The sequence below is a fragment of the Saccharothrix variisporea genome (assembly GCF_003634995.1).
Classification (GTDB): domain Bacteria; phylum Actinomycetota; class Actinomycetes; order Mycobacteriales; family Pseudonocardiaceae; genus Actinosynnema; species Actinosynnema variisporeum.
In genome coordinates this window covers 6,255,495-6,270,423 of record NZ_RBXR01000001.1, presented here as the reverse complement: position 1 = coordinate 6,270,423, position 14,929 = coordinate 6,255,495, and the positions used below count along the sequence as shown (strand labels likewise).

Sequence of the window (14,929 nt, the reverse complement as noted above, 5' to 3'; positions counted from 1 at the left end):
TTGTATGGGGAGTGTCGCCGCACGTGACGACGTTGCTGACGCACTCCGGTAGGCCCGGCGAGGGTTAGGGCCTACCGGACGCGTTCTCCCTTCCGCCACACGGCGTGCGTCAACGGCACGCCGGGGCGGTAGGCCAGGTGGGTCGCGCTGGGCGCGTCGAGCACGTGGACGTCCGCCCGCGCGCCCACTGCCAGGTGACCGAGGTCGGCACGGTCCAGCGCCAACGCGCCCGCACGGGTGGCCGCGTACACGGCCTCCTCCACGGACATGTGCATCTGGAGCACAGCGGTGGTCACGCAGTACGCCATGGACGTCGTGTAAGAGCTGCCCGGGTTGCAGTTGCTGGCCAGCGCCACGGTCGCCCCCGCGTCCAGCAGCTCACGGGCCGGCGGCAGGGACTGGCGGGTGGACAGGTCGCACGCCGGCAGCAGGGTGGCGATGGTGTTCGAACCGGCCAACGCGTCGATGTCCGAAGTGGACAGATAGGTGCAGTGGTCCACGCTGGCCGCGCCCAACTCCACCGCCAGCCGCACGCCCGGCCCCTCGCCGAGCTGGTTGCCGTGCACCCGCAAGCCCAGCCCGCGAGCCGCGGCGGCCTTCAGGACCGTGCGGGACTGGTCCTCGTCGAACGCACCGCGCTCGCAGAACACGTCCGCCCACCGGACGAAAGGCGCGACGGCGTCGAGCATCTCACCGGCCACCAGGGCGACATACGAATCCGCGTCCGCCCCCGGCGGCACCAGGTGCGCGCCCAGGAACGTGACCTCGTCGGCGTGCTCGCCCGCGATGCGCGCGGACCGCACCTCGTCCGCCACCGTCAGGCCGTACCCGGTCTTGGTCTCCACGTACGTGGTGCCCTGCGCGACCGCCTCGGCCACGTGCCTCTGGATGACCGAGGACAGCTCGTCGTCCGACGCCGCCCGGGTGGCGTTGACGGTCGTGGCGATACCGCCCGCGGTGTAGGGCTTTCCGGCCATCCGCGCCTCGAACTCGGCGGTCCGGTCGCCCGCGAACACCAGGTGCGTGTGGCTGTCCACCCACCCGGGCAGCACAGCCCGACCCTCGACGTCCACGCGGGTGTCGGCGGCCGGCGCGCTCGACGCGGGACCCACCCAGGCGACCACGCCGTCCGCCAGGACCAGCGCCGCGCCGGTCAGGCGACCCAGGTCGGGGTCGTTGGTCGTCAGCTCGCCGATGCCGGTGATGAGCGTGCTCACAGCGCCTCCGTCAACAGCCTGCCCACGTCGCCGAGGGTCTCGTGGACCCCGTTCCGCGCCACCACCCTGCCACCGGACACCACGATCGACACGTCGGCGGCGGTGGCGACCAGCACGACCTGCTCGTCCGCGCAGCCCGCGGTGCGGGCCGAGTCCAGCCGCACCGCGACCAGGTCGGCCGGTGCGCCGACCTCGATGCGGCCCGCGTCCCAGCCGAGCGCGGCGTGGTTGGTCAGCGCCGCCACCAGCTCCGCCGGCGCGAACCGGCCGCGCTGCCCGGTGCGCAGGCGTTCGCCGTGCTCCAGGCCGCGCGCCTCCAGCAGCGGGTCGACCACCGCGTGCTGGTCGCTGCCCAGCGACAGCGGGCTCCCGGCGTCGTTCAGCTCACGGGCCGGACCGATGCCGTCGGCCAGATCCGCCTCCGTGGTCGGGCAGAAACACGCGCCCACGCCGTGGGAACCCAGCAAGTGGATGTCCGAAGTGGACAGGTGGGTCGCGTGGACGGCGGTCAGGCGGGGCGACAGGGCACCGGCCTCGGCCAGCAACTGCGTCGGCGTGAGCCCGTAGGCCTCCAGGCAGGCCTCGTTCTCCGCCGGTTGCTCCGACAGGTGGACGTGCAGCGGCCGATCGGGGAACGCGCCCGCTACCAGCGACAACGTTTCACGTGGCACAGCGCGCACGGAGTGGATCGCCGCGCCGATCTTCGTGTTGTCGTCTTCGCGCAGGTCGGACACCCTGGCGGCCCACTTCTCGCCGGTGCCGTCGGAGAACCGCTCCTGCACCCCGCTCACCGGCTGCCCGATGCCGCCCGCCAGGTAGCAAGCGTCCAACAGGGTGATGCGGATGCCGGCGTCGAGGGCAGCCTGGCGCAGCGCCTCGCCCATCTCGTTGCCGCCGTCGTGCAGGTAGTGGAACTCCCCCACCGCCGTCACGCCGGCCACCGCCATCTCGGCGTACACCGCGCGCGCGAGCCGCAGGTACGAGTCCGGCGTCAACGACGACGCCAGCTCGTACATGCGGTCGCGCCACGTCCAGAACGTGCCGCCGTCGCCGTGCGTCCGGCCGCGCAGACCGCGGTGGAACGCGTGCGAGTGGGCGTTGGCGAACCCGGGGAACACCATGCCGTACAGGCGTTCGCAGCCCAGCGGGATCGTGTCCACAGTGGACACGGACACGATCCGCCCCCGGTCCGCCCGGACCAGCACGCGGGACGCGACGCCGTCCGGCAGCCACGCCCGCTCGCACCAGAAGCTCTTCATCGCGCCAGGTGCTCCAGCGTCGAGGCGAGCGCGACCACGCCGGCCGCGCAGTCGTCGGCTTCCGCGTGCTCGGCCGGCGCGTGGCTCACGCCGGTCGGGTTGCGCACGAACAGCATCGTGGTCGGGACGTGCCCGGCGAGGATGCCCGCGTCGTGGCCCGCACCGGTCGGCAGCGCCGGGACCCCGCCCAGCACGCCGGAGATCTCGTCCCGCAACCCCGTGTCGAAGTGCACGGTGTCGCCGTACGACTCCTCCGTGACGCGCACCTCGCAGCCCTCTTCTCGCGCGGCGGAAGCAGCGGCCTCCGAGATCGCCGCCACGACCTCCCGCGTGCGGGCGTCGTCGGCGGCACGGGCGTCCAGCCACACGTCCACCGAGGACGCGATCACGTTGGTGCCACCGGGGTTCGGCACGATCCGACCCACGGTCGCCCGCGCGCCACCGGTCGCCGCCCGCCGCGCCGCCAGCACCAGCTGGGAGGCCGGCAGCATCGGGTCGCGCCGGTCCTCGATGAGGGTCGCGCCGGCGTGGTTGCCCTCGCCGGTGAACGTGAACCGCCACCGGCCGTGCGCCAGGATCGAGGACGCGAGCCCGACCGGCACGTCCAGCCCGCGCCCCTGCTCGACGTGCAGCTCCACGAACCGCCCGATGTTCCGCAGGGCCTGCTCGTCCCGCCCCATCCGCAACGGGTCGAACCCGGCCTTGTGCGCCGCCTCGCCGAACGACACGCCGTCCGGGTCGGTCAGCTTGCACGCCGCCTCCGCCGAGATCGCCCCGGTCATCAGCCGCGACCCGAGACAGGCCACGCCGAAGCGCCCGCCCTCCTCCTCCACGAACACGACCAGAGCAATTGACTTCGCCGGACTAAAATTTTTAGCGCGCAGAAGGTCGATGGCCTGCAGGGCCGAGACCACGCCCAACGGGCCGTCGAACGCGCCACCGCCGGGCACGGAGTCCAGGTGGCTGCCGGTCACGACCGCGTCCGGCCCCGGCTTGCCCCACCACGCCCACAGGTTGCCGTTGCGGTCGGGCACGACGTCCAGCCCGCGCCGCGTGGCCTCCTCGGTGAACCACTGCCGCAGCTCCAGCTCGACCCGGTCGAACCCGTGCCGCGAGTAGCCGCCCCGCCGCGCGTCCCGGCCGACGTCGGCGATGTCCGCGAGGTCAGTCATTGTGCGCCATCGGGATGTGCACGCCCTTGGCCGCGGCCACCGCCGACGCCTCCGGGTAGCCCGCGTCCACGTGCCGGATCACGCCCATGCCCGGGTCGTTGGTCAGCACGCGCTCGATCTTCCGCGCCGCCAGCTCGGTCCCGTCCGCCACCGTCACCTGGCCGGCGTGGATGGACCGGCCGATGCCGACGCCGCCGCCGTGGTGGATGGACACCCAGGTCGCACCGGACGCGGTGTTGACCAGGGCGTTGAGCAGCGGCCAGTCCGCGATGGCGTCGGAGCCGTCGGCCATCGCCTCGGTCTCCCGGTACGGCGAGGCCACCGAGCCGCAGTCGAGGTGGTCGCGGCCGATCACGATCGGCGCGGACAGCTCGCCCGAGGCCACCATCTCGTTGAACTTCAGGCCCGCCAGGTGCCGCTCGCCGTAGCCCAGCCAGCAGATCCGCGCGGGCAGGCCCTGGAACTCGACCCGCTCGCCCGCCATCTTGATCCACCGCGCGAGCTGCTCGTTCTCCGGGAACAGCTCCAGGATCGCGGCGTCGGTCTTGGCGATGTCGGCCGGGTCGCCGGACAGCGCCGCCCAGCGGAACGGGCCCTTGCCCTCGCAGAACAGCGGCCGGATGTAGGCGGGGACGAAGCCGGGGAAGTCGAACGCCCGCTCGTAGCCGCCGAGCTTGGCCTCGCCGCGGATGGAGTTGCCGTAGTCGAACACCTCGGCGCCCCGGTCCTGGAAGCCCACCATCGCCTCGACGTGGTCGGCCATGGACTCGCGGGACCGGTCGGTGAACTCGTCGGGCTTCTTGGCGGCGTAGTCGTGCCAGTCCTCGACCGACACGCCCTTGGGCAGGTACGCCAGCGGGTCGTGCGCGGAGGTCTGGTCGGTGACGACGTCCACCGGCACCTCGCGGCGCAGCAGCTCGGGCAGCACCTCGGCAGCGTTGCCGATCAGGCCCACGGACAGCGCCCGGCCCTCGGACTTGGCCTTGAGGCAGCGGGCGATGGCGTCGTCGATGTCGTCGGCGATCTCGTCCAGGTACCGGGTCTCCACGCGGCGCTCGGCGCGCTGCCGGTCGACCTCGATGCACAGCGCGACACCCTCGTTCATGGTGACGGCCAGCGGCTGCGCGCCACCCATGCCGCCCAGGCCCGCCGTGACGGTCAGCGTGCCCTTGAGAGTGCCGTTGAACCGCTTGCGCGCCACGGCCGCGAAGGTCTCGTAGGTGCCCTGGAGGATGCCCTGGGTGCCGATGTAGATCCACGAGCCGGCCGTCATCTGGCCGTACATGGTCAGGCCCTCGGCCTCCAGGCGGCGGAACTCGGGCCAGTTCGCCCAGTCCGGCACCAGGTTCGAGTTGGCGATCAGCACGCGCGGCGCCCACTCGTGGGTCCGCATCACGCCCACGGGACGGCCGGACTGCACCAGCAGCGTCTCGTCCTCCTTGAGCGCGGCCAGCTCGCGGCTGATGGCGTGGAAGCTGGGCCAGTCGCGGGCGGCCTTGCCGGTGCCGCCGTAGACCACCAGGTCCTCGGGGCGCTCGGCCACGGCCGGGTCGAGGTTGTTGTGGAACATCCGCAGCGCCGCCTCGGTCTGCCAGTTCTGGGCGGTCAGCTGCGTGCCCCGGTCGGCTCGCACGGTCACACGGTCGGCTTGCACCATCAGAGGGCTCCACTTCGGATCAGGTCTTCGGCGGCGGCGATCTCGGGGGCCAGGTGGCGGTCCGGGCCGGGACCCGGCACGAGCTCGCGCAGCTTGGCCACGGCCGCGGCGGTCGCCGGCGCCGGCTTGAGGGGTGCGCGCAGGTCCAGCGCGCGGGCGGCGGTCAGGAGCTCGATCGCCAGCACGGTCCGCAGCCCGTCCACGGCCTTGCGCAGCTTGCGCGCGGCGGACCAGCCCATGGAGACGTGGTCCTCCTGCATCGCGCTGCTCGGGATGGAGTCCACGGACGCGGGCACGGCCAGGCGCTTGAGCTCGGACACGATCGCGGCCTGCGTGTACTGGGCGATCATGTGGCCCGAGTCGACGCCCGGGTCGTCGGCCAGGAACGGCGGCAGGCCGTGCGAGCGGTTGACGTCGAGCATCCGGTCGGTGCGGCGCTCGGCGATGCTCGCCACGTCCGCGACCGGGATGGCCAGGAAGTCCAGCACGTACGCGATGGGTGCGCCGTGGAAGTTGCCGTTGGACTCGACGCGGCCGTCCGGCAGCACCACCGGGTTGTCGATGGAGGAGGCCAGCTCGCGGTCGGCGACGGTCTCGGCGTAGGCCACGGTGTCCCGGGCGGCGCCGTGCACCTGGGGCGAGCAGCGCAGCGAGTAGGCGTCCTGGACGCGGGTGCAGTCCGGGCCGCGGTGGGACTCCATGATCTCGGAGCCGGCCAGCAGCTCGGCCATGCGCTTCGCGCTGCGGCCCTGGCCGGGGTGCGGGCGCAAGGCGTGCAGGTCGGCGGCGAACACGCGGTCCGTGCCCAGCAGGGCCTCGACGCTCATCGCGGCGGTCAGGTCGGCCACGTCCAGCAGCTGGTGCAGGTCCTTGATCGCCAGCACCAGCATGCCGAGCATGCCGTCGGTGCCGTTGATCAGCGCCAGGCCTTCTTTCTCCGCCAGCTTCACCGGCGTGATGCCGGCCTGCTTGAGGGCGTCGGCGGCGGGGACGAGGTTGTTCTGCGCGTCCCGCACGAACCCCTCACCCGTGAGCGCGAGGGCAGCGGCGGACAGCGGGGCCAGGTCGCCCGAGCAGCCCAGCGAGCCGAACTCGTGGACCACCGGCGTGATGCCCGCGTTGAGCATGGCGGCCATCGCCTCGGCGGTCTCCAGCCGGACGCCGGTGTGGCCGCTCGCGAGGGTCTTCAGGCGGAGCAGGACGAGCGCGCGCACGACCTCGCGCTCCACCTCCGGGCCCGCGCCCGCCGCGTGCGAGCGGACCAGGGACTGCTGGAGGGCCGCGCGGCGGTCCGGCGGGATGTGCCGCACCGCCAGCGCGCCGAACCCCGTCGAGACGCCGTAGGTGGGCTTCTCGGCCGTCGCCAGGCGCTCGATGTGCGCCCGGGCGGTGGTGACCGCCTCGCGGGCCGCGTCCGTGAGCGCCACGGGCGCGTCGCCGCGGGCGACGGCGTGGACGTCCTCGCGGGTCAGGGGCTTCGGACCCAGGTGCACCGGTTGCTGCATGTGCCCATCACAACGCGACGGCCCGCTCCGCACGAGCCGGAGCGGGCCGATGGTGTCTGGTATCCCAGACGCGCTGGGTCAGTGGCCGACCCAGGACATGTCCGGGTTCGCCACGAACTGCACCTTCTCCAGGACGGCGATCAGCTCCTCGGCGGGGGCGTGGACGTCCTTGAGCGTGGAGACGAACAGCAGCCGCTGGGGCGCGAGGGTGACGGTCAGCGAGCTGTACCGGCCGTCCTCGTACACCGCCGGGCGGCCCATGGCCGTGAGCTCGGTGGACGTGGTCACCGGCGACAGCTCCGCCGTCTTCGAGGTCGCCAGCCCGATGCTGTACTTCTTCTCGCCGGTCACGACGACACCGCCGACCGTCCAGTCCCCCGAGTCCTGCACCAGGTAGTTCAGGGATTGGAGGTCCTTGGCGCGCACGGGCGCCGTGAACCGCGTCGGGTCCGGCCGGACGGACTCGGCGAACCGGCGCAGCGCGGCCTGCCCGTCGGGCACGCCCTGGATGTCGGCGCTGAGCAGCCGCCCGCCGAGCCGCCAGTGGATGGTGTGCTCGGTGAGCGAGGCCGGGGCACCGTTCACCGGGTCGGTCGCCGTGCCCGGCAGTGCGCCGTCCGGGGCCACCTGGAACCGGACGGACTGCCCGGTGACCGACGCCGTCGTGCCCCACATGCGCTGGATGCCCGTCTCGGTGAAGGCGCGGTGGCGCTCGGTCAGCCCCTCCGGGACCCAGCCCACGGAGAACTCCAGCGACAGCGTCCCGTCGGGGGCTGGGCTCGTGGTGTCCGCCGGGCTCGTGGTGTTCGACGGGCTCGTGGTGGTCGCTGGGCTCGTGGTGGTCGTCGGGGCCGGTGTCTGCTGTGTCGAGGACTGTCCGGCGACCGGCGCGTCGGCGGTCACGGTCGGGCGGGGGATGGCGGTGACGGCGACGGCCACCGCGGTGGCGGTCGCGGCCGTGGCCAGCGCGAGGAGCAGGGGTTTGCGGCTGCGGCGCGGCCGGCGCAGCGCGGCCAGCACACCACCGGGCGGCGGGGTGCGCTCGGCCTGGCGCAGCAGTGCGTCGCGGATCAGGCTCTCGGTGTCGGTCACAGTGCCTCCTTCACCCGGTCGACCGTGCGCAGGGTGGACAGCGCACGGGAGATGTGACTGCGGACGGTGGTCTGGGAACAGCCGAGGGTGGCCGCGATCTCGCGGTCGTCGTAGCCCTCGTAGTAGCGCAACACGACCGCCGCGCGCTGCTTGCGCGGCAGCTTGGCGATGGCGTGCAACATCGCGTCGCGCACGTCGTAGTGGTCGGTCGGGTCGTCCGTGCCGGGATCGACGTCGGACAGCGGCACGTGCGGTTTGAGGCGGCGGCGCCACGAGAGGAACTCGTTGGTGACCATCCGCTTCAGGTACGCCGCCGGCGCGTCGAGCCCGCCGATGCGCCCCCACCGCTGCTGCGCGCGCAGAAGGCTCTCCTGCACCACGTCCTGGGCGAGGTGCGGGTCGCCGGTCAGCACGGTGGCGTAGCGCAGCAACGGGGTGACCTGGGCGGTCACGAACTCCTCGAAGCTGGTCGTCATACCCCTCCAATGCGCGCTCGGGCGGGTTTGTTGAGAATGGGTTTCGTGGGAACCAGCAGCGACGTGCCGGCCCTGCGCCGCGGCTTGGCGGTCCTGCGCCTGCTGGCCAGCCGCCCAGGACCGCTGTCGGCGGCGGCGGTGGCCCGCGAACTGTCCCTGCCCAGGTCCACCACCTACCACCTGCTGTCGGAGCTGGCCGAGGCGGGTTTCGCCACCCACTTCCCGGAGGAACGTCGCTACGGCCTGGGCGTGGCGGCGTTCGAGCTGGGCTCGGCTTACCTGCGCCACGACCCGTTGGAACGGCTGGCGAGGCCGTTGTTGAGACGGCTGGTGGACGCCGTGGGGCGAACCGCCCACCTGGGCGTCCTGCACGGAGCCGAGGCCCTGTACCTGCTCCGTGAACAACCCCGCCACCCGTCCACGATCGTGTCCGACGTGGGCGTGCGCCTGCCCTCCCACCTGACCGCGTCCGGTCGGGCCGTGCTGGCACACCTGCCGGACGCGCAGGTCAGGGCGTTGTTCCCGGGGGTGGCGTCGTTTGTGGACCGGACTGGGCGGGGGCCTCGGAACCTGCCGGCACTACGCCGGCTGTTGGTGGTGGAGCGCCGCCGGGGGTGGGCGGTGGAGGATGGTTACGTAACGGCGGGCTTCGCGTCGGTGGCGGCGCCCGTGTTCGACCACGGGGAACGGCCGATCGCGGCTATCACGGTGACGTTTCGGCACGTGTGTGATGTGGAGTGCGGCGAGACTTGGCCGGAGTTGGCGGCGGAAGTCCGGCAGACCGCCGACGCCCTGACCGAGCGGATCGGCGGCCATCGGGCCTGACCCGCCCAAGTGAACGCGCTGGCGCGCTCTCAAGATCAAAAGATGAAAAGCTGAAAAGCGGCGCTCGCCGCGCGGCAGGCCGCCAGCGGGGGGTGAAGGGCGTCGGTTCCCCCGCCGTATGGCCTGGCGGAGCCAACCACATTTTGGGCCGGGTGCCGCTAAAACTTTTTGCTCGTTCCTCGCAAAAACTTTCGGCTGCACCCGACCCAAAATGTGGTAGCCCTTCGGGCAGGCCATACGGCGGGGGAACCGAGGCCCTCCACCTGTGGTGCGACCACAGCGCGCTTCGCGCGAAGGGCCGCCGGAGGGTGTCCCGGCGGCCCTTTGCGTTCGGTGTGTCAGAGCTGGACGGTCTTCAGGAAGTCCGCCGCCACGTTCGCGATGGTCTGCTTGTCGATGTCGACCTTCTTCACCAGCTCGGCCAGGTTCGCCGTGGTCAGCGCCTTCGAGACCTTGTTCAGCGCTTCCTTGCCCTTCGCGTCCACGGCGTCCGAGCGCAGCAGCGGCACGATGTTCTGGGCCGGGTACATGCTCTTCGGGTCGTCCAGTTCCACGAAGTCGTTCGCCTTGATGTCGGCCGACGTCGTGTACAGGTTCGCCACCTGGGCGGTGCCGCCCTTCAGGGCGTCGACGGTCACCGGGCCGCCGGCGTCGGTGGTCTTGATCTCCTTGAACGTGACGCCGTACAGGTCCTTGATCTTGGTCTGCCAGCGCTGCGCCCACTCGCCGGCCGCGCCCAGGACGTACTTGCCGTCGCCCAGGTCCGCGATGGACTTCACGCCCGAGGCCGCGGTCTCCTTGGTGACCACCAGGACGTCCTTGTCCTCCGCGGCCGACTTCTCCAGGACCTCCAGGCCGGACGGGGCCGCCGACTTGAGGGCCGTGTAGACCTCTTCCGACGCCGTCTTGGTGTTGGACTTGTCGAAGTAGTTCAGCAGGTTGCCGGTGTACTCCGGGACCACGCCGAGCGACTTGTCCTGCAACGCCTTCACGACCAGCTCGCGGGCGCCGATTCCGGACTTGACCGTCACCTTCGCGCCGGTCGTCTTCAAGGCGCCGGCGTAGATCTCGGCCAGGATCTTGTTCTCGGTGAAGTCGGCGGAACCGACCACGACCTCGCCCGCGGACGACTGCTGGTTCGCCCCGCTCAGGTCGTCCTTCGACCCACACGCGGAAACGGCGAAAGCCGCCGCGATGATGACGGCCAACGTGCGCTTCATGCCGTGCTTCCTCCCACTTCGACCTGCTTGACGCGGCGCCTCGGCTTGGCCGACAGCCGCAAACCCCTTGGTACGACGAGCTTTCCCGCGAGTGCTAGGAGCACGTCCAGCAGCACCGCGAGCAGCGCGATGAGCACCGCGCCGCCGACGAACTGCCCGTAGTCCAGGACCCGCAGGCCGTCCAGCAGCGGACGGCCCAACGTCTCGATACCCACGTACGCGGCGACCGATGCCGTGGCCACGACCTGCAACGTGGCGTTGCGCAGGCCGCCGACCAGCAGCGGCAGCGCGTTGGGCAGCTCCACCCGCCACAGCCGTTGGGCGTCGGTCATGCCCATGCCGCGCGCCGCGTCCACGACGCCGCGGTCCACGTCCTGGATGCCCGCGTAGGTGCCCGCGAGGATCGGTGGGACGGCCAGCACGATCAAGCCGATCAGCACGCCGATCTGCCCGCCGCCGGCGACCAGGTACAGGAACGTCACCAGGCCCAGCGTGGGCAGGGCGCGCAGCGCGTTGCTGCCGCCGACCAGCAGCAGCCCGCCGCGCCCGCTGTGCCCGACGAACAAACCCAGCGGCACGGCGATCGCGCTCGCGCCCAGCACCGCGCCCAGGCAGTACAGCAGGTGGACGCCGATCCGCACCGGGATCGACTTCGACCCGGTCCAGTTGAGCGGGTCGAACAGCCACGCGAAGGCGTCGACGAAGATCATGCGCGGCCCGCCCTCGCCCACGGGGTGAGCGCGTTGCGCAGCGCCACCAGCAGCAGGTCCACGACGAGCGCGAGGACCAGGGTCAGCACGATCCCGATGACGATCGGCGCGAGGTAGCGCTGGCGGAACCCGTCCGTGAACAGGGTGCCCAGGCCGCCGGTGCCGATCAGGGCACCGACGCTGACCAGGCTGATGTTGCTCACCGACCCGACCCGCACGCCCGCCGCGAGCACCGGCACGGACAGCGGCAGCTCCACGGTCAGGAACCGCCGCCACGGCCGGAAACCCATCGCGGTGGCGGCGGCGGTGACGTGCGCGGGCACGGCGTCCAGCGCGTCCACGACGGGTCGGACCAGCAGCGCGGTGGTGTAGACGGTGAGGGCGATCACGACGTTGGCCGGGTCCAGCACCTGCGTGCCGATGACCGCCGGGATGATCGCGAACAGCGCCAGCGACGGGATCGTGTAGACCACGTTGGACAGTCCGACCAGGAACCCGTTGACCCGCCGGTACCGGTGGCACACCAGCCCCAGCACCACGGCCAGCACGACCGCGAACACCAGCGGCAGCAACGACAGCACGACGTGGTCGAGCAGCATCGACAGCAGCGCGGCGCGGGTGCCCGCGTCGCTCAGATAACGGACTATTTCACCCACGGCGATGGCTCTCGATCACGTCCAACACCTGCCGAGCGGTCACGACCCCCGCGTACCGGCCGTGCTCGTCCACCGCCACGCCCAGGCCGGACGGCGAGGACAGCGCGGCGTCCAGAGCGCCCCGGATCGGCGTGCCGACCACGTAGAGCGAACCGCCGGGCAGCACGGTCCCGTCCGGCGCGACCCAGCCCTGCGGGTGCCCGTCGGCGTCCACGACGAGCTGCCACTCGCCGGCGGCGGCCGGTTCGGACACCGTCTTCACGGTGCCGATCTCCACGCCCGAAGGATCCACAAAGGACAGGCTGCGGTAGCCCCGGTCCTTGCCCACGAAGGAGGCCACGAAGTCGTCGGCCGGGCTCGCGAGCAGCTCGGCGGGCGGCGCGTACTGCGCCAGGATGCCGCCCTCGCGGAACACCGCCACCTTCTCGCCGATGCGCACGGCCTCGTCGATGTCGTGGGTGACGAAGACGATCGTCTTGTCCAGTTCGGCCTGCAACCGCAGCAGCTCGTCCTGCAACCCCTCGCGCACCACGGGGTCCACGGCGCTGAACGGCTCGTCCATCAGCAGCACGGGCGGGTCCGCCGCCAGCGCCCGCGCCACGCCCACGCGCTGCTGCTGGCCGCCGGAGAGCTGCACGGGGTAGCGCTTGCCCAGTTCGGCGGGCAGGCCCACCAGTTCCAGCAGCTCGGCGGCGCGCGAGCGGGCCTTCGCCTTGGACCAGCCCGACAGCAGCGGCACGGTGGCCACGTTGTCCAGGACCGTGCGGTGCGGGAACAGGCCCGCCTGCTGGATGACGTACCCGATGCCCCGGCGCAGCGTCGGCGGGTCGACGGACAGGACGTCCCGCCCGTCCACCAGGACCGTGCCCGAGGTGGGGTCGATCATGCGGTTGACCATGCGCAGCGAGGTCGTCTTGCCGCAGCCGGACGGGCCGACGAACACCGTGATCGTCCCGGCCTCGACCACCAGGGACAGGCCGTTCACCGCGATGGTCCCGTCGTCGAACCGCTTGGTCACGTCGCGGAACTCGATCACACCGGTGTCCTCCCCGTGGCTGCCGGTCGGCGGGCCGCGTCTCGCCCACCGGACATCAAACCCTAGCCCGTTCGACGGACCGCGGCACGGCGTTTCAGCATCCGGTCAGTAGGCTGCTCCGGTTGTGGCAACCGAACTGGTCCGTGCTCTGCTCGACGCCCGCGGCGTGCATTCCCGCAAGCTGCGCCGCGTGCTGACCCTGCTGGGTGACGACTGGCACACCCTGGCCGATTTGGTTCGGGTGCCCGCAGTGCCCCGCCGGACCGTGCAGGAGCTGCTGAAGGCGCTCGACGCGGACTTGGAGACCAGCGGCGACCGGATGCGCATCACGCCGTCGCGGGTGGCCGAGTACGCGGACCTGATGGCGGGTGCGGACCCCGGCGACCCGGTGGACGCCCTGGTGTCGCGCAACACCGCCCACCTGCGGTCGCTGCTGGCCGACATCGCCGACGTGCCGCCGCCGCTGTCCGCACTGGACCACGTGCAGGCCACGGCGGAGACGGCGTTGAAGCGCGCGCTGTGGCTGGACTCGCAGTACGACCTGGCCGGCCGGACCCTGGTGTGCCTGGGCGACCACGACCTGACCTCGCTCGCGGTGACGGCGGTGAACCCGGGCGTCGAGGTGACCGTGGTGGACGTGGACGACCGGCTGCTGGAGTACGTCGAGCAGCGCTCGGGCGGTCGCGTGCGGACGCTGCACGCGGACTTCCGGTTCGGGCTGCCGCCGACCGTGGCCGAGTCGGCGGACCTCGTGTTCAGCGACCCGCCGTACACGCCGGAGGGGATGGCGCTGTTCGCCGGGCGCGCGATCGAGGCGCTGGCCGACCCCGGGTCGGGGCGGGTGCTGCTGGCGTACGGGTTCAGCGAGCGGACGCCGGTGCTGGGGTTGAAGGTGCAGCAGGAGCTGCAGAAGCTCGGGCTGGTGTTCGAGGCGATCCTGCCCGCGTTCCACCGGTTCGACGGTGCCCAGGCCATCGGCAGCGCGGCCGACCTGTACGTGTGCCGCCCGACCGCCCGCCGGTCGGTGTCGCCGGGCCGGGTCGGCATCTACACCCACGGACCGCAGTCGGTCGAGGCGTCCGGGCCGAGCGCGGAGGCGCTGGCCGCGCTGGTGGACCTGGCACCGCGCCCGGAGTCGTCGCCGCCGCCCAAGCCCCGGCAGCCCGGGTGGGCCGAACCGGTCGGGAAGGGCGCGGCGTCGCTGGCCGTGGACCTCACCGCCGACCCCGGTCCGTGGCTGCTGCGCACGCTGCTGGCGTGCTCACCGGGCCGGATGGCCGCTTTGGTGGCCAACAACCACCCCAACGTGTCGTCGGCGGCGGGGCAGGCGGAGCTGACGTCGTTGGTGGACACGAGGTTCGCGCTGCGGTTCCTGCGGTCCACTCCGGACGGCAAGCACTGCGTGGTCGTCGCGGACCAGGTCCTCGCCGGTACGTTGGACGCCGGCGGGCTGGCCGTGCGGGAGGTGCTGATGCGGGCGCACGGCAAGCTGGGCAACGTGTGGCGGGAGGCGCTGACGACCGTGCTGCGGATCACCAAGCGCGAGGCGCGCGACCTCATCGGCGAGCAGCCCGTGGTCGAGGCCGACCTGGAGGAGCGCCTGATCGACCTGCCCCGCCACCGGATCGCGGCCCTGCTGCCCCTGATCCGCGCCTCGGCGGCCCGATGAGAGCCGGGGTCGTCGCGGGCTTGGCGTTCGTCCCGATCGCCCTGTACACGCTCGCCGTGCTCGTCCTGCCGCGGGAGTACCCGCTGGACACCGACACCGCGCCGGGCTCGGTGCTGGGTCTCGAACTGGCCCCGGTGCTCGGCGCGGACCCCCGGAGCGCGGTCGCCGTGTCGGCGGTGGTCGGGTTCGCGGTGCTGGCGCTCGCGGTGGTGCAGGCCTGCCGGGTGGCCGGGGTGCGGTGGGCGTTGGTGGTGATCGGCGTGGTGTGCGCCGGGTACCACGGGTTCGCGGCCCTGGTCGGCCGGCAGCCGGTGGTCGCGGTGGCGTGCTTGCTGCTGTGGCTGGTCCCGGCCGTGTTCGCGGCGACCCCGGCGGTCGGTCGCGCCCGCGCCGCCGGTTGAGACGGCGAGATCGGCCGGAAATCCCCACGTCGGG

At 72.3% G+C, this 14,929-nt stretch carries 14 protein-coding genes; 3 read left to right on the top strand and 11 right to left on the bottom strand.

The genetic code is table 11. From position 1 onward, the window contains the following. Positions 1 to 71: 71 nt before the first annotated feature. From hutI to DFJ66_RS28575, 7 genes are all read right to left on the bottom strand, one after another. A complete protein-coding gene (gene hutI, locus DFJ66_RS28605; protein WP_121225568.1) occupies positions 72 to 1,217 on the bottom strand; it encodes an imidazolonepropionase in 1,146 nt (381 codons plus the stop codon). Next, complete coding sequence (locus DFJ66_RS28600) at positions 1,214 to 2,476, bottom strand: formimidoylglutamate deiminase (protein ID WP_121225566.1); 1,263 nt, start codon at positions 2,474 to 2,476, stop codon at positions 1,214 to 1,216. Before DFJ66_RS28600 ends, hutI begins: the two co-directional genes overlap by 4 nt. Beyond that, positions 2,473 to 3,648, bottom strand: a complete 1,176-nt coding sequence (locus tag DFJ66_RS28595) for an allantoate amidohydrolase (RefSeq protein ID WP_121225564.1) — start codon at positions 3,646 to 3,648, stop codon at positions 2,473 to 2,475. The genes DFJ66_RS28600 and DFJ66_RS28595 overlap by 4 nt, the downstream gene beginning before the upstream one ends. Beyond that, entirely contained in the window at positions 3,641 to 5,305 is a 1,665-nt protein-coding gene (gene hutU, locus DFJ66_RS28590) for a urocanate hydratase (RefSeq protein WP_121225562.1), read from the bottom strand. Before hutU ends, DFJ66_RS28595 begins: the two co-directional genes overlap by 8 nt. After that, positions 5,305 to 6,810: a histidine ammonia-lyase gene (gene hutH / locus DFJ66_RS28585; protein ID WP_121225560.1), complete on the bottom strand. Its 1,506-nt coding sequence runs from the start codon at positions 6,808 to 6,810 to the stop codon at positions 5,305 to 5,307. Before hutH ends, hutU begins: the two co-directional genes overlap by 1 nt. Before the next feature lie 78 nt (positions 6,811 to 6,888). Next, on the bottom strand, positions 6,889 to 7,902 hold the full coding sequence (locus DFJ66_RS28580) for a hypothetical protein (RefSeq protein ID WP_121225557.1): 1,014 nt from the start codon (positions 7,900 to 7,902) through the stop codon (positions 6,889 to 6,891). Beyond that, on the bottom strand, positions 7,899 to 8,378 hold the full coding sequence (locus tag DFJ66_RS28575) for a SigE family RNA polymerase sigma factor (RefSeq protein WP_121225555.1): 480 nt from the start codon (positions 8,376 to 8,378) through the stop codon (positions 7,899 to 7,901). Before DFJ66_RS28575 ends, DFJ66_RS28580 begins: the two co-directional genes overlap by 4 nt. 45 nt (positions 8,379 to 8,423) lie before the next feature. Between DFJ66_RS28575 and DFJ66_RS28570 the strand changes: the two genes are divergently transcribed. Next, positions 8,424 to 9,203 (top strand): IclR family transcriptional regulator, encoded by a 780-nt coding sequence (locus tag DFJ66_RS28570; RefSeq protein WP_121231869.1) that lies wholly within the window; start codon positions 8,424 to 8,426, stop codon positions 9,201 to 9,203. 338 nt (positions 9,204 to 9,541) lie between these two features. On the opposite strand, the gene DFJ66_RS28565 is transcribed toward DFJ66_RS28570, so the two are convergent. The 4 genes from DFJ66_RS28565 to DFJ66_RS28550 are packed head-to-tail and all read right to left on the bottom strand — an operon-like array spanning position 9,542 to position 12,825. Then, positions 9,542 to 10,423, bottom strand: a complete 882-nt coding sequence (locus DFJ66_RS28565; protein WP_121225553.1) for an ABC transporter substrate-binding protein — start codon at positions 10,421 to 10,423, stop codon at positions 9,542 to 9,544. Further along, positions 10,420 to 11,133, bottom strand: a complete 714-nt coding sequence (locus tag DFJ66_RS28560; RefSeq protein ID WP_121231867.1) for an ABC transporter permease — start codon at positions 11,131 to 11,133, stop codon at positions 10,420 to 10,422. Before DFJ66_RS28560 ends, DFJ66_RS28565 begins: the two co-directional genes overlap by 4 nt. Continuing rightward, positions 11,130 to 11,732, bottom strand: coding sequence for an ABC transporter permease (locus DFJ66_RS28555; protein ID WP_170200229.1), 603 nt, complete (start codon positions 11,730 to 11,732; stop codon positions 11,130 to 11,132). The genes DFJ66_RS28560 and DFJ66_RS28555 overlap by 4 nt, the downstream gene beginning before the upstream one ends. Before the next feature lie 49 nt (positions 11,733 to 11,781). Then, complete coding sequence (locus DFJ66_RS28550) at positions 11,782 to 12,825, bottom strand: ABC transporter ATP-binding protein (RefSeq protein ID WP_121225549.1); 1,044 nt, start codon at positions 12,823 to 12,825, stop codon at positions 11,782 to 11,784. 124 nt (positions 12,826 to 12,949) lie between these two features. On the opposite strand from DFJ66_RS28550, the gene DFJ66_RS28545 reads away from it, so the two are divergent. Together DFJ66_RS28545 and DFJ66_RS28540 are read left to right on the top strand one after the other, a co-directional pair. Continuing rightward, positions 12,950 to 14,494 carry a bis-aminopropyl spermidine synthase family protein gene (locus tag DFJ66_RS28545; protein WP_121225547.1) on the top strand — a complete coding sequence of 515 codons (1,545 nt, stop codon included), beginning with the start codon at positions 12,950 to 12,952 and terminating at the stop codon, positions 14,492 to 14,494. After that, positions 14,491 to 14,895 carry a hypothetical protein gene (locus DFJ66_RS28540; protein WP_147459384.1) on the top strand — a complete coding sequence of 135 codons (405 nt, stop codon included), beginning with the start codon at positions 14,491 to 14,493 and terminating at the stop codon, positions 14,893 to 14,895. Before DFJ66_RS28545 ends, DFJ66_RS28540 begins: the two co-directional genes overlap by 4 nt. The last annotated feature ends 34 nt before the right edge of the window (positions 14,896 to 14,929 follow it).